The 23,200-nt window shown below is 27.1% G+C and carries 30 protein-coding genes; 24 read left to right on the forward strand and 6 right to left on the reverse strand.

Annotation, left to right across the window (positions count from 1 at the left end):
* The first annotated feature begins 31 nt into the window (after positions 1-31).
* The 12 genes from dnaG to NY022_RS02075 all read left to right on the forward strand — a co-directional run bounded on the left by dnaG (position 32) and on the right by NY022_RS02075 (position 11,251).
* Positions 32-1,753 (forward strand): DNA primase, encoded by a 1,722-nt coding sequence (gene dnaG / locus NY022_RS02020; protein ID WP_267523330.1) that lies wholly within the window; start codon positions 32-34, stop codon positions 1,751-1,753.
* Positions 1,754-2,725: an ATP-binding protein gene (locus tag NY022_RS02025; protein ID WP_267523331.1), complete on the forward strand. Its 972-nt coding sequence runs from the start codon at positions 1,754-1,756 to the stop codon at positions 2,723-2,725.
* 77 nt (positions 2,726-2,802) lie between these two features.
* Positions 2,803-3,972 (forward strand): glutathionylspermidine synthase family protein, encoded by a 1,170-nt coding sequence (locus NY022_RS02030; protein ID WP_267523332.1) that lies wholly within the window; start codon positions 2,803-2,805, stop codon positions 3,970-3,972.
* A 2-nt stretch (positions 3,973-3,974) separates the two neighbouring features.
* Positions 3,975-5,039: an iron-containing alcohol dehydrogenase gene (locus NY022_RS02035; RefSeq protein WP_267523333.1), complete on the forward strand. Its 1,065-nt coding sequence runs from the start codon at positions 3,975-3,977 to the stop codon at positions 5,037-5,039.
* A 1-nt stretch (position 5,040) separates the two neighbouring features.
* Positions 5,041-5,973, forward strand: a complete 933-nt coding sequence (locus NY022_RS02040; RefSeq protein WP_267523334.1) for a D-2-hydroxyacid dehydrogenase — start codon at positions 5,041-5,043, stop codon at positions 5,971-5,973.
* Positions 5,963-6,409: a hypothetical protein gene (locus NY022_RS02045; RefSeq protein WP_267523335.1), complete on the forward strand. Its 447-nt coding sequence runs from the start codon at positions 5,963-5,965 to the stop codon at positions 6,407-6,409. The genes NY022_RS02040 and NY022_RS02045 overlap by 11 nt, the downstream gene beginning before the upstream one ends.
* A gap of 8 nt (positions 6,410-6,417) precedes the next feature.
* Complete coding sequence (locus NY022_RS02050; protein ID WP_267523336.1) at positions 6,418-6,792, forward strand: hypothetical protein; 375 nt, start codon at positions 6,418-6,420, stop codon at positions 6,790-6,792.
* A gap of 74 nt (positions 6,793-6,866) precedes the next feature.
* Positions 6,867-8,216 (forward strand): alanine/glycine:cation symporter family protein, encoded by a 1,350-nt coding sequence (locus tag NY022_RS02055; protein ID WP_267523337.1) that lies wholly within the window; start codon positions 6,867-6,869, stop codon positions 8,214-8,216.
* 46 nt (positions 8,217-8,262) lie between these two features.
* Positions 8,263-8,685 carry a TOBE domain-containing protein gene (locus tag NY022_RS02060; RefSeq protein ID WP_267523338.1) on the forward strand — a complete coding sequence of 141 codons (423 nt, stop codon included), beginning with the start codon at positions 8,263-8,265 and terminating at the stop codon, positions 8,683-8,685.
* A gap of 44 nt (positions 8,686-8,729) precedes the next feature.
* The gene (locus NY022_RS02065; RefSeq protein ID WP_267523339.1) at positions 8,730-9,599 is read left to right on the forward strand and encodes a hypothetical protein; all 870 of its coding nucleotides are present in this window, start codon (positions 8,730-8,732) and stop codon (positions 9,597-9,599) included.
* Positions 9,600-9,662: 63 nt separating this feature from the next.
* Positions 9,663-9,998: a hypothetical protein gene (locus NY022_RS02070; protein WP_267523340.1), complete on the forward strand. Its 336-nt coding sequence runs from the start codon at positions 9,663-9,665 to the stop codon at positions 9,996-9,998.
* A gap of 467 nt (positions 9,999-10,465) precedes the next feature.
* A complete protein-coding gene (locus NY022_RS02075) occupies positions 10,466-11,251 on the forward strand; it encodes a hypothetical protein (RefSeq protein ID WP_267523341.1) in 786 nt (261 codons plus the stop codon).
* 3 nt (positions 11,252-11,254) lie between these two features.
* Here NY022_RS02075 and rpsR read toward each other — a convergent pair whose 3' ends face one another.
* The 5 genes from rpsR to NY022_RS02100 all read right to left on the reverse strand — a co-directional run bounded on the left by rpsR (position 11,255) and on the right by NY022_RS02100 (position 15,365).
* Positions 11,255-11,515, reverse strand: coding sequence for a 30S ribosomal protein S18 (gene rpsR, locus NY022_RS02080; protein WP_267523342.1), 261 nt, complete (start codon positions 11,513-11,515; stop codon positions 11,255-11,257).
* A 10-nt stretch (positions 11,516-11,525) separates the two neighbouring features.
* Positions 11,526-12,032 (reverse strand): single-stranded DNA-binding protein, encoded by a 507-nt coding sequence (gene ssb / locus NY022_RS02085; protein ID WP_267523343.1) that lies wholly within the window; start codon positions 12,030-12,032, stop codon positions 11,526-11,528.
* A gap of 11 nt (positions 12,033-12,043) precedes the next feature.
* A complete protein-coding gene (rpsF, locus tag NY022_RS02090; protein WP_267523344.1) occupies positions 12,044-12,427 on the reverse strand; it encodes a 30S ribosomal protein S6 in 384 nt (127 codons plus the stop codon).
* A gap of 90 nt (positions 12,428-12,517) precedes the next feature.
* The gene (locus NY022_RS02095; RefSeq protein WP_267523345.1) at positions 12,518-13,462 is read right to left on the reverse strand and encodes a hypothetical protein; all 945 of its coding nucleotides are present in this window, start codon (positions 13,460-13,462) and stop codon (positions 12,518-12,520) included.
* Positions 13,455-15,365, reverse strand: coding sequence for an RNB domain-containing ribonuclease (locus NY022_RS02100; protein ID WP_267523346.1), 1,911 nt, complete (start codon positions 15,363-15,365; stop codon positions 13,455-13,457). Before NY022_RS02100 ends, NY022_RS02095 begins: the two co-directional genes overlap by 8 nt.
* Positions 15,366-15,480: 115 nt before the next feature.
* Here NY022_RS02100 and ilvC point away from each other — a divergent pair, with 115 nt between their 5' ends.
* The 10 genes from ilvC (at position 15,481) to NY022_RS02150 (ending at position 22,443) form a co-directional block, all read left to right on the forward strand.
* Complete coding sequence (ilvC, locus tag NY022_RS02105) at positions 15,481-16,500, forward strand: ketol-acid reductoisomerase (protein WP_267523347.1); 1,020 nt, start codon at positions 15,481-15,483, stop codon at positions 16,498-16,500.
* Entirely contained in the window at positions 16,500-17,543 is a 1,044-nt protein-coding gene (locus NY022_RS02110) for a divergent polysaccharide deacetylase family protein (RefSeq protein ID WP_267523348.1), read from the forward strand. The genes ilvC and NY022_RS02110 overlap by 1 nt, the downstream gene beginning before the upstream one ends.
* On the forward strand, positions 17,518-18,297 hold the full coding sequence (locus NY022_RS02115) for a DNA-processing protein DprA (RefSeq protein ID WP_267523349.1): 780 nt from the start codon (positions 17,518-17,520) through the stop codon (positions 18,295-18,297). Before NY022_RS02110 ends, NY022_RS02115 begins: the two co-directional genes overlap by 26 nt.
* A complete protein-coding gene (gene ruvX, locus NY022_RS02120) occupies positions 18,297-18,671 on the forward strand; it encodes a Holliday junction resolvase RuvX (protein WP_214116349.1) in 375 nt (124 codons plus the stop codon). Before NY022_RS02115 ends, ruvX begins: the two co-directional genes overlap by 1 nt.
* 1 nt (position 18,672) lies before the next feature.
* Positions 18,673-19,179 carry a tetratricopeptide repeat protein gene (locus tag NY022_RS02125; RefSeq protein WP_214116347.1) on the forward strand — a complete coding sequence of 169 codons (507 nt, stop codon included), beginning with the start codon at positions 18,673-18,675 and terminating at the stop codon, positions 19,177-19,179.
* Between the two features lie 23 nt (positions 19,180-19,202).
* On the forward strand, positions 19,203-19,877 hold the full coding sequence (locus NY022_RS02130; RefSeq protein ID WP_267523350.1) for a tetratricopeptide repeat protein: 675 nt from the start codon (positions 19,203-19,205) through the stop codon (positions 19,875-19,877).
* A gap of 16 nt (positions 19,878-19,893) precedes the next feature.
* Complete coding sequence (locus tag NY022_RS02135) at positions 19,894-20,337, forward strand: tetratricopeptide repeat protein (RefSeq protein ID WP_267523351.1); 444 nt, start codon at positions 19,894-19,896, stop codon at positions 20,335-20,337.
* The gene (locus NY022_RS02140) at positions 20,337-21,206 is read left to right on the forward strand and encodes an RsmB/NOP family class I SAM-dependent RNA methyltransferase (protein WP_267523352.1); all 870 of its coding nucleotides are present in this window, start codon (positions 20,337-20,339) and stop codon (positions 21,204-21,206) included. Before NY022_RS02135 ends, NY022_RS02140 begins: the two co-directional genes overlap by 1 nt.
* A gap of 217 nt (positions 21,207-21,423) precedes the next feature.
* A complete protein-coding gene (locus NY022_RS02145; RefSeq protein WP_267523353.1) occupies positions 21,424-22,047 on the forward strand; it encodes a M48 family metallopeptidase in 624 nt (207 codons plus the stop codon).
* A 48-nt stretch (positions 22,048-22,095) separates the two neighbouring features.
* Positions 22,096-22,443, forward strand: a complete 348-nt coding sequence (locus NY022_RS02150; protein ID WP_267523354.1) for a hypothetical protein — start codon at positions 22,096-22,098, stop codon at positions 22,441-22,443.
* Here NY022_RS02150 and NY022_RS02155 read toward each other — a convergent pair.
* The gene (locus NY022_RS02155) at positions 22,440-22,772 is read right to left on the reverse strand and encodes a hypothetical protein (protein WP_267523355.1); all 333 of its coding nucleotides are present in this window, start codon (positions 22,770-22,772) and stop codon (positions 22,440-22,442) included. The two genes, NY022_RS02150 and NY022_RS02155, sit on opposite strands and share 4 nt — an antisense overlap.
* A gap of 89 nt (positions 22,773-22,861) precedes the next feature.
* On the opposite strand from NY022_RS02155, the gene NY022_RS02160 reads away from it, so the two are divergent.
* Entirely contained in the window at positions 22,862-23,008 is a 147-nt protein-coding gene (locus tag NY022_RS02160) for a hypothetical protein (RefSeq protein WP_267523356.1), read from the forward strand.
* A gap of 1 nt (position 23,009) precedes the next feature.
* Positions 23,010-23,147, forward strand: coding sequence for a hypothetical protein (locus NY022_RS02165; RefSeq protein WP_267523357.1), 138 nt, complete (start codon positions 23,010-23,012; stop codon positions 23,145-23,147).
* Positions 23,148-23,200 lie beyond the last annotated feature (53 nt).

Here is a 23,200-nt window from a genome sequence, read left to right on the forward strand (position 1 = left end):
AAAATTAGTAAATTATACATATAATACTTTTATGATTACAAACGAAAATATTCAAAAACTAAAAGAGACTGTTAGTATTATTGATTTAGTGTCAAAATTTGTCCAAATTCATAAACAGGGCAGTAATTATATGTGTGTTTGTCCTTTTCATTCTGATAAAAATCCTAGTATGGTAATAAGAGAAGATGAAGGATATTTTCATTGTTTTGGTTGTGGAGCACATGGAGATGCTATAAGTTTTATACAAAAATACAAAAATATTGATTTTATACAAGCATTAAATGAATTAGCTAGTATGTATAATTTTACACTAGATGATAGTAAAAGAAAACTTATAAGACATAATGAAGCATTAACTGTGTTAAATGAATATTATATAAACGAATTAAATTATAGGCACGATTTATTACAATATTTAGAAAAAAGAAAAATAACAAGAGATTTAAGAATTAAATTCAACATAGGCTATGCTCCTAGTGCAAACGATACAATAAAAATACTACAAAAGAATGAAATTTCAAATGATAACGCATTAATGCAAGGAGTTCTTAAAAAAAATGAAAATGGTCTTTATCCATCATTTATAGATAGAATAACATTCCCTATATACGATAATACAGGATTTTTAGTTGGTTTTGGTGGTAGGACATTAAACCCTAATAACCCTGCTAAATATGTAAATTCTCCGGCATCAAGATTATTTGATAAAAGTAGTTTATTTTATGGTTATCATCTAGCAAAAAATGAAATTAATAAAAATAAAAAAATGATTATTTGTGAAGGTTATATGGATACAATTAGTTTTCATAAAGCTGGTTTTACATACGCTGTAGCTGTGTTAGGAACAGCTCTAACAGCAAATCATTTAAAATTAATTAAAAAAGATTGCTTTGTAATGCTTTGTTTTGATAAAGATAATGCTGGTCAAAATGCTGCTTTTAAAGCTGCTAGTTTACTTAGTGAAAATGGTTATAATGGTGAAGTAATAACACTAAAAAGCTATAAAGACCCAGGCGAATTTATAGAAAATAATGAAATATCAAAATTAAAAGATGAAATGAATAATTCTAAAAATATAATATCATTTTGTATTGAGTATATTTTTAAAAATCAATTAAATTTAGAATATATAGATAAACTTAGCATATCTAAAATCGAACCTTATTTAATAAAAAAAGCTTATGCAAACATCTTAAATTACACAAATAAACTTGATACATTTTTAGCATCTACACATATTAAAATTTTCTGTGATAATCTAGGTATAGATTATAATTTGCTAAATGGTATAAAAATACAAGAAACTAAAACTTATAACAATGATAAAAAAGAACAAAATAAATTCCTTGAAGGGATATTATATTTTTTAGCAAGTTCAAAAGATGATTTTAAAATTTTATTAAAAAAAGAATATTTTGATAGTGAATTATTAAATTTAATTTTAGAAAGAGATTATTCTAATCCTAAAATTATTAAATTTATGAACGAAACCCACATAAATCAAAAAATAACAAATATAATAGGTTTTTTTACAAATTTGGCTAAATATTATGCAAGTTGTAATATTCTAAATTCAGTATTGTTTAAAAATTATGCTATTGAATTAGTAAAAAATCCAAAATTAATATATAGCGAAGAAGGAATAACAAAAGCATATCTTGTATTAATTGATTTGCTTTATTATCGCAATACTAAATTAGATGAAACAACAAAGGAAAATTTAAAAAATAAAATAAAAAATCTCGGAGTATAGATGAAGGCATTAGCACTTTTTAGTGGTGGTCTTGATAGTATGTTATCAATTAGTACCATAGTAAAACAAGGAATAGAAGTAGAAGCAATTTTTATTAGCACTGGATTTGGTCCATTAAACACTGAGCTTTTAAAGCGTCGTGCAAATATGGCTGGAGCTAGTTTTAGAGTAGTTGATATTTGTGATAAATATTTGCAAGATGTGTTATTAAACCCAAAATACGGCTATGGAAAAGCAATTAATCCTTGCATAGATTGTCATGGATATATGTTTAAGGTTGCATTAAGTATGCTTGATGACTTAAATGCTTCTTTTGTAATTAGCGGTGAAGTTTTAGGACAGCGTCCGATGAGTCAAAGAGCACAAGCATTAAAAAGCGTTGAAAAACTTAGTGAAGATAAAGAAAATAAAATTTTAAGACCACTTAGTGCAAAATTACTACCACCTACCCTACCAGAAATTAATGGTTGGGTTGATAGAGAAAAATTACTTGATTTTAGTGGTCGTGGTCGCACTAGACAAATGGAACTTGCAAAAATTTATGGATATAGTGATTATGAAAGTCCAGCTGGCGGGTGTTTACTAACTCTTGAAGCATTTAAAAATAAAATAATTGATTATATAAAATTTAATAAATTAGATAGCTCAAATGCAAAATTATTAAGGCTAGGAAGACACTTAAGATTACCAAATGGTGCAAAAATGATAATATCTCGCAATGAAACTGAAGGCAATGCAATACTTGAAATGTTAGATGATAAAAATATTAAAATGAGTGAAATTATCACAAATAAAATAGGTGCAATATCTTTATTAGACAATAACGCAAGTGATGATGATATAAAACTTGCTTGTTCTTTAGCACTAGCGTATACAAAAAATCCAAATGATGGAGAATGTAAATTTAACAATAAAATTATAAACGCAAAAAGTGTTGATAAAAGCTTGGCACAAAAATATTTTATAGTTTAATTTTAATACTTTTTATGGGTATTAAAATAATTATCATATTTTGTTAAAATCTTAATAATTTAAATTTAAGGATAAAAATGAAATTTTTAAATATTCAAAAACTAAGCACTGAAAAGCTAGAAAATATGGGTTTTACTTGGCATACAAATGAAGATAAAAAATCATATGTAGATGATAAATTAATAATAATTAGCGAAGATGAAGCAAATAATTATTATAACGCTTGCAATGAGCTATATGATATGTTTATAAACGCAGGTTCTTATGTAATTGATAATAATCTTTTAGATAAACTTGGTATTCCTTTTAATTTACACGAAGTTGTGAAATTATCTTGGGAAAATGAAGTTCATTGGCATTTATATGGGCGTTTTGATTTAGCTGGTGGGCTTGATAATTTACCTATTAAATTGCTTGAGTTTAATGCAAATACTCCAACGGCACTTTTTGAAACGGCGATTTTACAATTTGAGCAATTAAGACTAAATAATTTAGATGAAAGCAATCAATTTAATCACACTTACGAAGCAATCGTTGATAATTTTAAACGCTTATCAACTTTAGATGAAGATGTAAGTAATTTTGATGAAGTATATGAAGGCTGGAAAATACTTTTTACAAGTGTAAAAAATACTGAAGAAGAGCTAACTACAAGATTACTTATGCAAATGGCAAAAGACGCTGGATATGAATGCGAGTTTGCTTATGTTGAAGATGTTGAATTTAGCGAAGATGGAGTGTTTTTAGCTGATGAGAATTATGAGTTTTGCTTTATGCTAATTCCTTGGGAAATAATAGCTATTGAAGAAAGCGAATTAGCACATTTACTAACAAAAATAATCAAAAATCAAAAAGCAATTATCCTAAATCCTGCTTATACATTATTATTTCAAAGCAAGGCTATTTTAGAGATTTTATGGCAGCTTTATCCAAATCATAAATATTTATTAAAAACTAGCTTTTTACCACTTGAAAATGCTAAACAAGTTAAAAAGCCGTTTTTTGGTCGTGAAGGTGCAAATGTTACGATTTTGGACAAAAATGGCGAAATAATTACAAAAAATAATGGAGATTATGAAAATAACGGATTTATTTATCAAGAATTTGCAGAACTTAACGAATATAATGGCGAGTTCTATCAAGCTGGGGTATTTTTTGCCTACGAAGCGTGCGGACTTGGATTTAGAAAAGGTGGAACTATTATAGATAATTACGCACAATTCGTAGGACACATCATAAAAGGGTAAAAATGAAAGAAAATTTACTATTTACAAATACTATCGTAGATATTAACATAAGTGAAATTTTACAAAAAGAGTTGAAAAATTATAAGAATATTTTAATCATCGCAGGAAAAACAGCATATGAAAAAGCTAAAAATAGATTAAATTTAGAAAATAAAAATTATTCTATAAATTTTGTAAAAGAATGCTCTTTTAGTGTTTTTGATGAAATTTTTCATGATGAAATAAAAAAAACAACAGAATTTGATATAGTATTAGGAATCGGTGGTGGAAAAGCACTTGATACGGCGAAATTTGTAGCAAATAAATTAAAATTAAATATTTTAACAATTCCAACAATAGCTGCAACTTGTGCTGCTACTTCAGGACTTTCAGTTATTTACGATGACGATTCTAAATTTTTAGATTTTGCAATATATGATGATTTGAATATAAAATGCATAATAGATTTAGAAATCATCAAAAACGCTCCTAAAAGATTTTTAATAGCTGGTATTGGCGATACTATGGCTAAATTTTATGAATTTGATTTAAAATATAAAATGGCATTAAAAAATAATGAAATTATAGATTATACAAATACTTTAGGAAAAATTTGTAGTAATTTATGCAAAGATTTAAATTTAATTTTTGCTGAAAATGCAATAAATTCTAAAGAAATAAATTTAGAATTCAAACAAGTTGTAATGTCAATAATTTTAAACACAGGCATAGTTTCAAGACTTATAAAAATGGATTATAACGGTGCAATAGCACATTCTGTATGTTATGGACTAGGTATTTTTAGTAGTATAGAAAAAAATTTTTTACATGGAGAGTTAGTAGCATTTGGAATTTTAATTCAATTATTATTAGAAAATAATATCAAAGAATACGAACTTTTATGTGAATTTTATAAAAAAATAAATTTACCAACAAAAATCACTGACTTCATAAAAATTGATGATTTTATGTTAAAAATTAAAGAATCGATTGAATTTATCCTAAAAACTCAAGATTCTAAGTATCTAATAAAATCTGGTTTTATATTAAATGAAGAAAATTTAAAACAAGCATTATTAAGGAGTTAAGATGAAAATTGTATTTTTAGACGCAAACACCTTAGGTGGAGAAAACATTGACGCATTTAAAGAATTTGGCGAAGTTGTATTGTATGAAAAATCATCGCCTAATGAAGTAGTAAAAAGATTAGAAAAATGCGAAGTAGCAGTGATTAATAAAATCAAAATGAGCCGTGAAGTTATGCAAGCTTGCCCTGATTTAAAACTAATTTTAATTAGTGCAACGGGTATGAATACGGTTGATTTGGTTGCGGCAAAAGAATTTAATATCGTAGTTAAAAATGTAGCAGGTTATAGCACAAAAAGTGTGGCTCAACATACTTATGCTCTACTTTTATCATTAATGAACGAAACTCTTTATTATAATGACTACACAAAAAAAGGCAATTGGGCTAAGAGCGAATTATTTTGTGATTATTCAAGAAGAATTTACACAATAGAAGGCAAAACTTGGGGAATTATAGGACTTGGAGCTATTGGAAAAGAAGTTGCAAAAATAGCACAAATGTTTGGTGCTAATGTGGTTTATACAAGTCTTAGTGGCAATAATAACAATGCTGATTTTAAAAAAGTTAGCTTAGAAGAATTGCTAAAAAATAGCGATATTATAAGCATTCACGCTCCACTTAACGACAAATCATATAAATTAATCAGCGAAAAAGAACTAGCAATGATGAAAGATAATGCGTATTTGCTAAATCTTGGGCGTGGCGGGATAATTGATGAAGTAGCACTCGCAAAAGCAATTGATAGTAAAAATATCCGCGTTGGGCTTGATGTTGTAGAAGTTGAGCCAATGAGTGCTGATAATCCTTTATTGAACATAAGTAAAAAGCAAAATCTAATAATCACCCCGCACATAGCTTGGACTGCTTGTGAGTGTGTTACAAGGCTAGTGGCAATGATGGTGAATAATTTAAGAGATTTTTTAAATGGTAAATAAGATTTACTTAGGGCTAATTTTAGCCCTATTCTTTAGCTCTTGTGCTAAGCAAATTCCAACTACAACTATAAATCTAACTATTAAAAGCGATATTATTAAGTTTAAAGGACAAGGTTTTTTAAAAGATAATAAAGGTGATTTAAGTCTTGATTTATATACACTTGGAAAATACATAAATACTTTTAAAATCAATGAAAAAATATGTTTTAACAACGAATGCTATACCAAAAAAAGCTTTAATGAAAAATTCTTTGGCAAATGGTATTATGATGATTTGTTAAAAGATATAATTTTATGTAAAAATATATTTTCTAAGAAAAATTACTCAAAAACTCAAAATGGTTTTACTCAAAAAATAAATAATATAAATTATGAGATAAATGATAATATATGTAATTTTTCATTAAATAATATGCAAATTAAAATTACTAAATAAGGATAAAAATGCAAATATTTGGACTAGATTATATAAACAACCTTTTTAATTCATATAAATTTACTTTTACAAATGAACCTGATAAAATTAATTGTCTTAAATTTTCAAAAGAAAATTTAATAAAAACAAATATAAAAAAAGCTATTTTTTGTGAGAATTTAAATGAAGTTTTATTATGCAATGCAGCATTGGTTGAATATATAATTCCTAATAAAAATATACTAACAAATTCTACCGAACTAGCACAAAAATATTTATTTGATAGTAAAATCTTGTGCTTTATTGAAAATACAAATAATCTTTATTTAGCAGCAGAATATAATGTAGATTGCGTTCTATTTTTAAATTTTGATGAAAATTTAAAACAATATTTTATAAAATAATGCATAAAAATTTATCATAATCACCTTTTTATGATAGTATAGATAACTTTAAATTTTTCAACAAGGTTGCCACAATGACATTTCATGATTTTATAGAACAAATTAATGGTATTTTAGTTGCATATGTTTTAGTTTTTGTTCTAGTTGGAATAGGTATAATTTTTACTATTTATTTAGGCTTACCTCAATTTAGATATTTTAAGCAAAGTATAAAAGCAAGTTTTGGTGATTTATTCGCAAAGAATAAAAATAAAAGAGCCGGAGTAACAGCACTTCAAGCTATGATGATATCAATATCAGCTCAAGTTGGAACCGGTAATATAATAGGTGTAGCTACTGCAATTTGTCTAGGTGGTGCAGGTGCTATATTTTGGATGTGGGCTAGTGCATTTTTAGGAATGGCAACTATTTTAGCTGAAGGAATTTTAGCTCAACGCTACAAAGTATGGCAAAATGGTCATTATATAGGTGGTCCGGCTTTTTATATCAAACTCGGTTTAAAGAAAAAATTAGGAAAACATACTTGTAATTTATTAGCTGGTTTTTTTGCTATAGCTATTATTGTAGCATTAGGTTGTGCTGGACAAATGACACAAAGTAATTCAATTTCAGGTGCTATGAATCAAGCATTCAATATCCCTACATATATGACCGGTATAATTGTAGCTATAATTGCTGGTTTTGTTGTTATTGGTGGAGTAAAAAGAATAGCTAAATTTGCTGAAATTGTAGTGCCTTTTATGGCTATTTTTTATGTTTTAGTCGCTATTTACATATTGATTAAATTTCACTCAAATATAGGTTCAGTATTTTCTAGTATTATAAATCAAGCATTTGGACTTGAAGCAGTAGGTGGTGGTGCTGTTGGAATTGGTATTAAAGAAGCCATTCGCTATGGTGTAGCTCGTGGTCTTTTTGCTAACGAGGCTGGTATGGGTAGTACCCCTCACGCTCACGCAAGTGCTACTACAAAACACGGGGTTACACAAGGATTTGTAGCAATGTTAGCTGTTTTTATTGATACAGCTTTTATATGCACCGCAACTGCTCTTATTATTTTATTAAGTGGTGCTGACCTAAGCCTTAACGGAATAGAGCTTACAACAGCAGCATTTCGTATAGCATTTGGAGATATCGGGGTTCAATTATTAGCTTTATGTCTTGCTTTTTTTGCATTTACTACTATAATAGGTTGGTATTATTTTGCTCAAATTAATGTAATATACTTATTTTCTCAAAAAGCATTACCTTACTTTAAATTTATATTTGTATTTTGTATAGCTTTTGGGGCTTTATTAAAAGTAGATTTGGTATGGAGCATATCTGATTTGTGTAATACATTAATGGTTTTACCGAACACTTTAGCATTATTTTTACTAGCACCTATTGTCAAAAAAGAATTAATTAAATTTCACAAACATTAAACTTTTTATAGTTTAATGTTCTAATTTTATATTAAAAGGTTGCTATATGTTAAGTGCTAGAAATATTTTAAAAGTCAATATCGTAGATATAAAATCCGATTTAATTACTTCACTAGTTTATGCAAAATTAGAAAATAGTAAAAAAATTAAAGCCTTAATAACTACTGATAGCGTAAAAGACTTAGACCTAAAATCTGGTGATAATGCAATTATGGTTTTTAAAGCTAATTCAGTAATAATTAGTAAAAATGAATGTGCAATTCGTTTAAGTAGTGCTAATGAACTACATGGTAAAATTATTAATATAACTAATGGTGCTGTTTATAGTATAATTGATATAGATTGTAATGGCATAAAAATAACTGCAAGCATTACTAATGAAAGTGTCAAAAATATGAATTTACAAATCAGTGATAGCGTAAATGTATTAATAAAAGCTAGTAATATTTTAGTTGGTATTGAAGAATAAATGTATTAAGTTATTAATACAATAAGTCTTATTAAATACAAATTATGAATGAGTTTTTAATATATCTAACATATTTTTTAGATAATTTACATGATTTAGCTAGTGGAATTATTAGTATTTTAATTCCTATAGATTATGTGCCATTTTTTATTACCTATCCTACGCTTTTTGCCCTTACATTTTTTATAGGATTAAAGCTCTATCCTAGATTTATAATAGCTTTATATATTTTATTTTTATATTTGGTTATAAGAATTGGGCTTATTGATAGAGATGCCGGTGGGTGGTTTGTAGTTTTACAACTATTGCTACCAATTATATTTTCACTATTAATTTGGTGGTTTTATAAGTTAATAATGAAACAAAATCAAAAATTTATTAAAGTTATCTTTTATTTTTTCTCATTTTTAATGATTGCTTTTCACGGAATATTATTCATAAGTCATTTTAATTTACAGCAAAGTCCAAAGCACGAAGTAACAGAACTTAAAAAACCAAATACCTTATTATTAAGCACAATTAAAAAGCAAAACTATACGATAGATGGTAAGTTTTTTAAAAGTGTAAATTTAATAGTTGATAAAGAAGTGCAATTATATGAAAATTATAAAAAATATGAAAAAATTTTTGAAGAAGAAGCTTCAGAATTACCAACTAGACTTAGCAAAGATAAACTAATAAATTATGATATTTATGGTTATTATAAACCTTGTAGTTATGCAATAACAAATTTAAATAATTTGAGTTTAGAACTTAGCCCTAATCTTAATAGAATTTATGATTCTTTTACTAGGTTATTTATTGATAACTATTATCTTAGTTTAGGTAATTATTATAGAAGAGGTAGTTGCTCTAATGATGTTTATCAAAATTATTTAAATAAATTAAAAGGAGAATTAAAAGCATTAAATTAATAACAATGAAAAATTAAAACTTTCAAATTAATTTAATTTTAATCAAACATAATAAGAGATTAAATGTGTAGTAAAGAAGAAAAATTAAAAATAGCTGAAAATATTTTAAAAACTTGTTATTGGGGAAATACTACTATGACCCCTGAATATATTGTTGAAAATATAGAAAATGATAAAGAACTAGGAAAACAATTATTTAGTGCTATTTTTCAAAGCTCTTACGAGATGTATTATAATCTAGGTATTATGAAAGAAGAATGGGTAAAAGAATTTATAATAAATCAAAACCAAAGGTTAGGGACTTATAAAAGGGAATTTTTAGAAGCTAGAATGGACGATTTAATTAAGCATTATGATATTAAGGACGCTGGTATAAGACGACCTATGCCACAATATTGAAAGTATTGAATTAACAAAATACCAAATTTAAGCTTTAAAAATAAATACTAAATATTATAATTAGCTTATCAATAAATATAAAGATTTGATAAAACCTTAATTATTGTAAGACTTTTTTATTTTCTTATTAAAAATTAGCATTTATATATTTTTATTAATTTATTTATATTAAGGATAAAATTTTATATTATTTTAAAATTAAATGTTACTGTAATATTTTTTATAAATTTATTTCATTTTATAAATACTTTATCAAATATTAATATTATCTTTATTAATAGATATAATTTGTTATTCTTTAAAAACAAATTAACTTATTTTGTCATTTTTTATATTTATAAATTTTATACTATCTCACATTTAAAAATTTATATATCATAAAATTAAAAAACATAAAAATAACGACAAGTTATAATATTTATTTTCAATTATATAATTGAAATAAATTTAGTATTAAGGAATTTAAAATGAAAATATTTTTAAACTGGCTAATAAGTGAGATTAAATCAAATGAAAAATCTTTCATAGCTTTTTCTTTTTCTATTGAAAAATTAAATATTTATTATTATTTATTTTTTGCTTTATACTTGCTTATAAAACCTGATAATATTACTAAAATGTTTCGTGTATTTATAGATGAAAAAGCAGTATATGATGATATATTTTTATTAATTCCTTTTGCAGGACTTCAAATTATTTCTTTAGTAATATTTATCCCATCTTTTATAGTGGTTTTATTTAGCTTATTAATTGATAAAAATAAAATCAATCTTGCTTGTGAATTAGAAGATTTTTTCAAGGCTTTGTTTTATGCGTTTATATTTATATTTTGCATATTTTGTGCCTTAAGTTTTATTAGCCAATCTAATGAGCTTTTCTTTATTTGTTTAATGGCATTTGTTTTTATATCTATATTATTATTTATAATTGCTAAAGATAATTTATATTATTTTTTTAGCATTATTTTATACCTTACTTGCTCGTTACTTCTTTATGAGCTCATAGATATTTTTTATATTTTAGTTTCTTTTTTGATTTTACTTATAATTTCAATTTATATAAGGCTTAGAAGTATTTATTTATTTTTATTATCAATGCCTTTGATACTTCATTATTTTATAGAATTTGCACATAGTTATTTTGCAAGCAGTGAAGGTGTGATAAATGCTTTAAGTGAGTTGTTTATTACTTTGGCTATATTTATTTTGATTTTTGTATATGATAAAAGAATTAGGCTAGAAAATCTAGCCTAAGAATTATAGACCTTCAAACGGATTTGTAACTACGTTTTTGCGGTCGCATACATAAGGAATTAAAGCAACTGCTCTTGCTCTTTTAATAGCTAGCTCAACCATTTCTTGGTGTTTTTTGCTTGTTCCTGTTAATCTTCTTGGCATTATTTTAAAACGCTCTGATAATGCGTGTTTTAATAATGCTGTATCTTTATAATCAATAAAATCAATTTTTGCCTCTGTAAATTTGCAATATTTTCTTGAATACTTTCTTTTTTCTGCCATAGTTTATCCTTTAAAATGGGACTTCTTGAGATATCTCATCAAAGTCTTGAATATAATTATTTTTATTTTCATTAAAATTTTGCTTACCAATATTTTGGTAAGAACTTTGTTGATTTTGATTGCTATATTGTGTTTTATTATAATTATTATTTTGTTGATAATTATTCCTAGACATATTGTCATCACTAGGTTTTGGATCTAACATCTCCATATTTTCAACCACTAATTGAATTTTTGAACGATTTTGATTAGTTACAGTATCAACCCAAGTTTGTTGCTGTAAAAATCCTTCAACCATAAGTTTTGAACCTTTTCTAAGATATTGATTAACAATTTCAGCTAACCTATTAAAAAACACAACATCAATAAATAAAGTTTCTTCTAATTTTTCCCCACTATTAGATGTTCTATATCTATTTACAGCCATAGCGTTATTAACAACAGCTGAGCCAGTTGAGCCTATTGACTTTATTTCAATATCCCTAGTCAAACGACCTATTAGAATAACTTTATTCATATTTTAATCCTTTATTCTGCTGGAGTTTCAACCTTAGTTTCTTTTTTATTATCTCTTTTACCTAATTTTTTACCTTGAGAAAGACTTTCCCATGCAGCGATTTCGCGTCTGTTTTCGTATTTAACGATTAAAAATCTAATTACATCTTCAGTAATCTTTAAAACACGCTCAAGTTCTTTAATCAATAAACCTGGAGCTTTAAAATATATTACATAATATACACCACGCTCATATTTATCAATTTGATAAGCTAATTTTCTAGTGCCCATTTCAACAACACTTGCAATTTCAGCACCATTTTTTACTAGAGTTTCTTTTATAAACTCAACTCTTGCCTTTAATTCTTCATCAGTTAGCGTTGGCTTTGCGATGAATAAAACCTCATAATGTCTCATGATTCTCCTTTTGGATATTAAGCCTAGATTTACTAAGCAAGGAATTTTGCATAAAGCAGTTTAGCATTCTAACAAATTAAACTTAATATTTTATGAGTTTATTAAAAAATAAATTTTAATTAAACTTGAATATAAAATTTCTTTATAATTTGCACCGTTAATTTTTATGTCATACTCAGCATCTATTAAAATTTTTAAAATTTCCTCATAATATTTATCTAAAACTCTAGCCTGATTTTCAAGTTCAAAACAAATTTGCTTAGGTGGTGTGTAACCAAATGTAACCTTATAATCAATTTTTCCTTTTTCTTTCAAATTTGCACTGATTGAAAATAATTTCAAAATTAAAAAATAAAATTTATTAATAAATGCTATTCCATCTTCATTTTCTAATATTTTATAAATATATTCATTTGGCTCTTTTGTCTTTAAAAAATTACTCAAAAAATCATCAAACCCTAAAGCATTATCGCTTTCTAAATGCTCTTTAATAGTGCTTAAATCTAGTGTTTGATTTTTATATTTTAAAAGCTCACAACCTGCTTTAAATATATCAAATTCATAATTTTTTTGAAGATATTGCAAGGCTTCTTCACTAGCATTTATTTTATAAAAATTAGTAATTTCTTTTAATAAAGCAATTTGCTCAAAGCTAGTCTTTTTCTCAAAAAATCTAACAAAATTATTATTAATACTTAATTCTAAATCTTTTAAAGCTTTTCCGTCATAAATAGCTAATATTAATTGATTTTCACTATTAATATGCTTTAGAATTTCTTTTAAATCCTTACTTGAAATTCCTTTTTCAAATTCCAAAATCAATTGCTTAGAACTAGCAAATAACGAACTCTCACTTAAAAAATCAACAGCTTTATTTAATTTATAATCGCTATCTCTTAAAATCAGCCTTTCATCGTATTTTTTCAGACTTTTTATGATTTCTAAGTTTATAAATATACTTAATCTACACGCCCCATAAAGCATAAAGGCATTAGGAATATTGTTTTTTATTTTGTTAAATTCTGCTTCATACATCCTTAACTATCCTAGCAAAAACCTTAGCGCTTATTAAATCTACTTCATAAATCTCAACTAAAACTCTAGAAAATAAAGTTACATTAGGATTTGCAATAAATATCCTTGCACCTTTAAACTCATCATCTAAAACACCTATTGTAATATCTTCGTTTTTAGTGATTTTTACATAAAATCTTTTGCCAATATTTTTATGAAAATATCTTGCATAAACCCTATCACAAAAATCCATTGCCACCTTATCAGCTTCTCTTTCAAGATTACTAACTTCAAAACATTTATTCTCAAGGTTCGTGCTAAGGTATGTAAATAGCTTATCTTGATTTTTCATAAGAGCTTTTAATAATCTATGCAAAATCAAATCCGAATATCTTCTAATAGGACTTGTAAAATGCGAATACCTTTCAAATCCTAATGCAAAATGCCCTTTATTTTCGTGTCCATATTCAGCTTTTTTAAATGAACGAATGATGATTTTATCTACTTCAGCACGGATATTTAATTCATCTGCTAAGCTCTGAATATTTTTGATATTTTCATAGATATTTTCTCCACCACTAAAATCAAGTCCTAATAATTGCAATTCTTCATACATAGCAGTGATTTTATTGTAATTTGGGCTTTGATGATTTCTAAAAATAGCTAAATCAGGGCACATTTTAGCCGCTGCTTTATTAGCAAGTAGCATACAATCCTCAATCAATTGATGAGACCTTGTTGATTGCTCGTAATAGGTCTTAGTAATTTGCCAGTCGCTATCAATCTCCATTCTTAGCTCTTCTGTTAAAAAATTAAAACCTTTATTTAATCTAGCATTTCTTATTTTTTTTGTAAGCTCGTTTAAAGAATATAAATAATTGCATTCTTTTAAATCAGTTTTTTTGTCTAAATACTCATCTACTTCATCGTAATTAAATCTTCTTTTTGAATTAATTATGCCTTCATAGATTTCTTCTTTTATTACTTTTGCACCTTCAAAATATATTTTAAAACCAAAGCAAAGCCTGTCTTCATATGGGTTTAAAGAACAAATTCCTTCACTTAAAACTCTTGGCAACATAGGAATGCTTTTATGTGGAAAATATATACTAAATCCACGCTTTAAAGCTTCGTTATCTAAAGCACTAAAAGCCCTTACATATTCGCTTACATCAGCAATTGCTACATATAAAATCTGATTTTTTTCATCAAAATAAATAGCATCATCAAAATCTTTTGCGTGAATTGGGTCTATCGTGCAAAATGGCAAATGCCTTAAATCAAGTCTATCAGGATAAAAACTAGCATCAACACTGCCACTATAAGCATTTGCTTCATCTAAACACGCTTTATCAAATTCTTCAGTTTTATTAAATAAAGCCATAGAGATTTTTTCATCTACTTTTTCATCACTAATATGCCCTAGCACTTCTACTACATTTGAACTTGCATTATCAACCTTTAAAATAGTGCCAACAGGTAAGGCTTTTAATGATTTTTGAGATACGCTAAGTTGTCTTAAAAGTCCTGTTTTAAAGCATTTTCCAAATACTACATTTTTTAGCATTTGAGTAATAACTAAAGAAAATTCTTCTTCTCTTTTTAAAACAAGTATTACAGCAGCACTCGGGCGACCTTTTTGCTTTTTAATCTTTTTTGCAATTACAATATCGCCGTATCTTGCTGAATGTAAGTCTTTTGATTTTATGAGTAAATCTCGCTCTAAAAACGACGCTTGTAAAAATCCATCGCCTTTAGAATTTATATCCATTTTGCCATAATAAAATCCATTATTAAAATAGATTTTATTATTGTATTCGCTTACTATTTTTTCTGTTAATAAGACTTTAATTATTTCTTTTTGTTTTGAATTAGCATTAAGCTTATTAAAACCTTGTCTAACCTCATCTAAAAAATCAAGCATTTTTACCTACATTATCATAATTTAAGCTATTTTAATTAAAAATTTAAATTTTTTATTAGATTGTAACTAAAATAGTTATAATTTGCTTAATTAAATCAAAAGAAAAAGGAAAAATATGGCAGTAAATGTTTATTATGATCGTGATTGCGATTTAGGTTTAATTAAAAGCAAAATAGTTGCGATTATTGGTTTTGGCTCACAAGGACACGCTCACGCTGAAAACTTAAGAGATAGTGGTGTAAAAGTTATAATTGGTCTTAGAGATGGAAGCTCGGCTAATAAAGCTCGTGCTAAAGGTTTTGAAGTTTTAAGCGTAGCTGATGCGACTAAAAAAGCTGATGTTATTATGATTTTAACTCCTGATGAGTTTCAAGCTCAAATTTTTAATAGCGAAATTAAACCAAACTTAAGCGAAGGAAAAGCTATAGCATTTGCTCACGGATTTAATGTTCATTACGGACAAATTGTAGCTCCAAAAGGAGTAGATATTATAATGATAGCACCTAAAGCACCAGGTCATACGGTAAGAAATGAATTTGTAATTGGTGGTGGTGTTCCTGATTTAATAGCAGTTGCTCAAGATGAAAGCGGTAATGCAAAAGCTCTAGCACTAAGCTATGCAAGTGCAATTGGTGGCGGACGCACAGCTATAATTGAAACTACATTTAAAGACGAAACAGAAACAGACCTTTTCGGCGAACAAGCAGTGCTTTGTGGAGGTTTAACTGCACTTATTGAAGCAGGATTTAATACACTTGTAGAAGCTGGATATGAGCCTGAAATGGCATATTTTGAGTGCTTACACGAAATGAAATTAATCGTTGATTTAATGTATCAAGGCGGAATTGCTGATATGAGATATTCTATTTCAAATACAGCTGAATACGGCGATTATATTACAGGCGAAAAAGTTATAAACGAAGACAGCAAAAAAGCTATGAAAAAAGTATTAAAAGATATTCAAGATGGCACATTTGCAAAAGATTTCATCTTAGAAAGCCGTGCAAATTATCCAAAAATGAATGCAAGACGCAATATTACTAAAAACAGCCTTTTAGAACAAACTGGCGTTAAATTACGCAAAATGATGCCTTGGATTGAAAAAAGCAAATTAGTTCAACAAGACAAAAATTAATGGCTAAAAAAAAGCAAAAAAGCAAAGCTAATTCTAGCTTTGCTAAAACTCTTAAAATAATTTTTTTATTTTTATTATTATTTGGCATAGGGCTTTTAGTATATTTAAATATATACGAAAGTAAAGAGCAAATTAGCGAAACTAAAGAGATAAAAACTCAAAAAGAAATTCAAAAACCAAAACCGCAAACAATAGTAAATGCTATAAATAATTATAAAAATGAAAAAAGCATTGATAAAGAAAAGAATTTAAATCAAAATTTTAGTGATATATTTGCTAATATGGATTTAGAAAAAAATAATGATAGTTGTAAGGTAACTAGCGTAACTTGTTTTGATACTAAAGAAACTTCAGCCTTTGGTTCTTTAGCAAGTGCTACTAATATTAAGGCAAAATTAGCAATTATTATTGATGATGTTGCGACAAAAGAACAAAGCGAAGAAATCAAAAAAATTATTAAAAATGGTAAAAAAATCACTCCGAGCTTTTTTCCTAACACAAACAATCACCCAGATACTAATAAATATTCAAAAGAATTTAAATCTTTTATGATACACCTTCCTTTAAGGGCTTTAAAGTTTAATAAAGAAGAGCCGCTAACCCTTACTCCAAGTGATAGTTATCAAGTGATTGAAAATAGGATTAAAAATATCAAAATCGCTTTTCCAAATCTAAAATATCTAAACAATCATACAGGCTCATTATTTAGCGAAGATGAAAACGCTATGAGAAATTTATTTAAAGCATTGAAAAAATATGATTTGATTTTCGTTGATTCAAGGACTAGCGCCAACACAAAAGCACCTACAATTGCAAAAGAATTTAATCAATTTTATATCCACAGAAATGTATTTTTAGATAATTCACAAGATTTAAATGATATTCGCAAAAAGCTAGATGAAGCAGTGGAATTTACCCTAAAACACAAAAGAGCAATAGCCATAGCACACCCACACAAAAATAGCCTAAAAGCAATTAGCGAATATGACTTTTCTAAAGTTGAGCTAGTTTATATAGATGATATATACAACGATTATAAATGAGTTTACTACTCTTAAAAACCCACCTGATAAGATTTATTATAAAGGCAATTTAGAACTTTTAAAAATGCCTAAAATAAGTATAGTAGGCTCTAGAAAAATGAGTGTTTATACAAAAAATCTAACCTTTAAACTAGCACAAAAACTAAGCCAAATAGGTATTTGCGTAGTAAGTGGTGGAGCAATTGGAGTAGATATTGAAAGTGCAAAAGCAAGCCTGCCTTATCATATAGGAGTTTTTGCAAATGGGCTTAATAAAATCTATCCAAAAAGCAACGAATTAATCATCAAACAAATATATGAAAACGCCCTAGCACTAAGCGAAAACGAGCCAAATCATATCCCATTAAAACACGATTTTTTAGCTAGAAATCGCCTTGTAGTAGCTCTTGGAGATATTTTAATCATCACCCAAGCAGACCTTAAAAGCGGCTCATTAAACTCAGCAAAACACGCCCTAGAATATGGAAAAGATATTTATGTATTAGCCCAAAGAATAGGAGAAAGTGATGGCACAAACGAGCTAATCGCAAACTATAAGGCAAAAATAATTTATGATATTGATATTTTCGTAGCACAAATGCAAGAATACTTCAGCGTTCAAAAATGCTACACTCAAAACCACGATGAGTTTTTAGAATTTTGTAAAAACGGAGCAAATCTTGATGAAGCCTTAGAGCGATACGGCGAATTAGTATATGATTATGAACTTGATGGAAAAATAATAATTGATGGAGTTTTAGTTAGGAGTGTTTAATGGAAAATATACTTGCACTTGATTTAGGACTTAAACGAATTGGCGTTGCAATTAGCATAATGAAAATTCCTATGCCACAACCTGCAATAATTAGAATAAATCGCAATCAAGCAGCCACGGAAGTAAAAGAACTAATCAAAAAGCACAAAATCACTAAAATTGTAATAGGAATTCCAATGGGCGGTAGTGCTGAAGATGAGATGAGAAGAAGAGTGGAGCATTTTTCAAAACTAATTGAGTTTAGTAATATAGTCTATTATGATGAGAGTTTTACAAGCAAACAAGCAGCAAAAATTATTAGTAGCAAAAAAAAAGATGGCAAACAAGATAGCATTGCAGCATTTTTATTGCTTAAGGATTATTTAGGAATTTAAATTGAAAAAGCTCGTTTGTTTGCTTATATTTAAAGTTTTGTTAGCAAATGATTATGACTTAGGATTTGAGATTTTTAAAAATATTGATTTTACAAAAGAGCCAATTGAATACGAAAATGATTTAAAACAAGTTTATAATTTATGGTCTAAAGCTTGTAAGAATAAAAATATGCAAGCTTGTTATGATTTAGGGTTTTTATATGAGAGCGGAATAGGAACTAAGCAAAATTATACGAAAGCCATAAATCTTTATACTAAAGCTTGTGAAAATAACTTATATGAAGCTTGTTATGCAGTAGGTTTTATGAATGCTTATGGGATTGGAACGCAACAAAACAAGAAAAAAGCTATTAAATTCTATACCAAATCTTGTAATCATAATTATGCTGTTGGGTGTTATTTTTTATCATTTTTATATAAGGATAAAAAAGCTAAAGAATATTTAAAAAAAGCTTGTGATTTAGGTGATGAAAGAGCTTGTAAAAGTATTGAGAATTTGAAAAATTAAATTAGAAATTTAAAGGAAGTAAGGTGAAAAAATTATTATGTTTAGCACTTTTAGGTGCAAGTGTTTTAGGTGCAGTTGATATTAGTGGATTAGAAAAAGCTTGCAATAAAAATGATTATAAAGCTTGTGATGCTCTTGGATATTTATATGCAAGTGGCGAAGATGTAGAGCAGGATTTTAAAAAAGCAAATAAATTATGGATTAAGGCTTGTAAAGGTAAAGATGCTTCTTCTTGTTTTAATATAGGATTATCTTACGAACAAGGAAATGGAGTAAAACAAGATTTAAAAAAAGCAAGTGAGTTTTATATTAAAGCTTGTGATGGTGGACATACTTTTGCTTGCACGAATTTAGGTTTTATATATTTTAAAGGAGATGGCATAAAGCAAGATTTAGGTAAAGCAAAAGAGCTTTATACTAAAAGTTGCGAAAAACAAGATTTTACTGCTTGTGGTTTTTTAGGTTTTATGTATCATTCTGGAATTGGCGTTGTAAAAGATATTGAAAAAACAAAAGAATTATGGACTAAAGCTTGTGATAATAAAGATGGCAAAAGCTGTATAGCTTTAGCAGGTTTGTATGGAAATGGTGATGGTGTTGAAAGAGATATTAAAAAATCTATTGAATTATTTAAAAAAGCTTGTGATTATGGAGAGCAGATTGGCTGTGCATATTATAAAGAATTCAAAAAGCAATGACATTAAAGGAGATAAAATGAAAAAATTATTATGTTTAGCACTTTTAGGTGCAAGTGTTTTAGGTGCGAATGAGCTTGAGAATAAGTGTAATAAGGGCGATTTGGAAGCTTGTGTGGATTTAGGAGTAGAATATGCTAAAAATCAAGATTATTTTAAAGCAAGGGAGCTTTATACTAAAGCTTGTGATGGTGGAGATGCTACGGGTTGCTATAATTTAGGGGTTTCATACGAAAATGGATACGGTGTAAAACAAAACTATATAAAAGCAAGAGAGCTTTATACTAAAGCTTGTGATGGTGGAAATGCTACGGGTTGCAATAATTTAGGGGCTTTATATTATAACGGACAAGGCGTTAAGCAAGATAAAAGAAAGGCTAAAGAATACGCTGGAAAGGCTTGTGATTTAGGTTATCAAAAAGGTTGTGATAATTATAGAATATTAAACGAGCAAGGATATTAATGATATTTAATCATGCCGAGCATTTTAACGAGATTTATGGCTTTAAAAAGCCAATTGATTTGGAGTATTTCGGAGTATTTATAAACTCTATTAAATGTGGTGAAGAAGAGTTTTTAAGTGTATTTAGTAAGTATTCGCCTACAAAGTTAGATGATAATTTTTATATTTTTAATCAAGAATTTAAAATAAGAATTTCAACTCACGATTTGGCAATAAATGGCAGTATTTATATACAAGATTATTCAAGTTATTTATGCGCTAAGGCTTTAAATGTTAGCTCAAGCGATATTATTTTGGATATGTGTGCTGCTCCAGGTGGAAAGAGTATAAATCTAGCTAATTTTAGCGACAATTGTGAAAATCTAAGCTCAAACGAGCTAAATAGCAAAAGATTTTTTAATCTTAAAAAAATCCTAGCAAACTACGGCGTAAAGGCAAAAACCTATAATCACGATGGCGTTTTGATAGGTCGCAAGACACCCGAGAGATTTAGCAAAATATTGCTTGATGCTCCTTGTAGCACATTTATGCACGATTTTTCTATCACAAAAAGTCAAAAAGAAATAAAGCAAATCGCCACTACTCAAAAAAAGCTTTTAAACTCTGCCCTAACAGCTTTACAGGTTGGTGGGGAGCTAGTTTATAGCACTTGCACGCATAATTTTTATGAAAACGAAGCAGTGATTTATAATGCACTTAATTCTAAATTTAATATAGAACTTTTAGAAATTGATTTGCCTTGCGAATATTTGCAAGGACTAAGTAATTACGATGAAAAATATAGCGATATTAGACTTGCTAAAACTTATCGCATAAAGCCAACAAATACTCATTCAGGCTTTTTCATAGCAAAATTAAGGAAAATGTAAATATAAGTATTATTTAAAGTATAATAATTTAAATTTTACTTATATAATCAAACAAAGTTATTATGGTTATAAAGAATTAAAATAAAAATTATTATAAAAATAACAATTAATTTTAAATATAATAGAATAAAGGTTTAACTAAATAATGAATTTAATATTTTCAAATAATAAAATTATATTAAGATAACTTATGGAAATAAAAATCACTAAAAAGCGGGTGAAAAATATCATTATAAAAGTTCGTGAGATTGGGCTTGTTGAAGTAGTATCGCCTTATTTTATAAGTAGAGCAAAAATTGATGAGATTTTAAGACTTAAAAAAGATTGGATAGAACAAAGATTAAACGAGCTTAAAACTACTAAAAAAGCAAAGCTTTTGAGTGGTAATTTTGTATTGTTTTTAGGACGAAAATATATTTTAGAATTTGATTTAAGAATTTCAAAAAATGTAGAAATTCACAATGATAAAATCATTTTAAAATGTCTTGAAACTGATGAAAATAAAGAAAAATTACTTAATGATTTTTATAAAATTCAATCAAAAGAAATCTTTAGCGAAATTTTAAAAAGATTTTGTGTGATTGTTGGTAAAGATATAAAAGCTTTAAAAGTGCGAAAAATGAAGACCCGTTGGGGTTCTTGCAATACGAAAAAATCTTATATAAATCTAAATACCGAATTAATTAAAAAAGATATATTGGCAATAGAAGCAGTAATTATGCACGAATTAACACACCTTTATCACGCTAATCACTCAAAGGCTTTTTATACCACGCTTTTAGGATTTATGCCAGACTACCACGAGCGAATAAGATTGCTAAAACATAATAATGGTTTTTAAAATTTATCTTGCTAAGATTAATTTTTTTAGATAATTTAAGGAGTATGTATGAGTAATAATAGCGAAAACGGAAGTATAATAGGGGCTATTTTAGGAATTGGAATTTTTGTTGGTGGTGGTGCTTTAGGGCATAGTTATTTTTTCTCTAGTGAAGATATAGCTAAGCTTGAAAGACATATTAGCAATTTACAAAATGAGAATAGAATTTTAAGTAAGCGATATTCAATAGAAAAGGAATATTATTTAATTAATAGTTGTGTGGATAAAAAAACTAGAACTAGCTATTTGTATAAAAAAGAACAACTTGAAAAAGAATGTTTTCAGTCTTTAAAAAACATTGAAAATGATATAAAAGAAAATAATTTAACCACAGAATATACAAAACGGTATTTTTAATCTTTATAAAAAAAATTATAAATATCTTCTCCTAAAATTTCTTTTCTATATGAATGCTTATCATATTTTGAAGATAAGTATTCATACCATTGTTTTAATTCTTCTAGCGTTTTATCACTTGTTTGTTTATCATTATCTTTTAATGCTTCGCTTAAAGTTTTTCTAAATCTATTTTTAAATTTAAAAACTTCATTTTCATCATTGTGTGTATCTGCGTATATGCAATCTGATATTTCACTTGCTATGTCTTCTTGTTTTTTTCCACTAGTTTTAATTAATTCTTTTATTTGATAAGCATAGTTTTTTGCTATTTTTTTATTTTTATTCATTTTTTCTCTTAATTCACAGGTATTCACAAGTCATTATTATATCATTTTGTAAGTTTTGCAAAACTAAAATAATTTTTAAGGAGAACGCGATGAGTAAAAACGCGATGGATAAAGAAGCAGCAGCAAGAATTCAATCAAGCGAAGCTAAGAGAAATGGTGGTATTGTAAGCAAAGATAGTTTTGCGGCAAGAGCTCAAAGAGCAGCTAATAAAAATAGCAATAAAAAAGGAGAATAAAATGGCAATGTCTCAAGAAGAATTAGATTTATGGTCAGATATTAATAATCCAAATAACGATGCTTGTATGGATGATTGGGCTGATGCACATAATCCAAATAATGAAGATTATTTAGGTGATGATGATTATGACGATTGAAGTTGAATTATAAGAATTACAAACCTAGCTTTTGTTAGGTTTAATAATAATTG

It is taken from the genome of Campylobacter sp. MG1 (genome assembly GCF_026616895.1).
Lineage (GTDB): Bacteria > Campylobacterota > Campylobacteria > Campylobacterales > Campylobacteraceae > Campylobacter_E.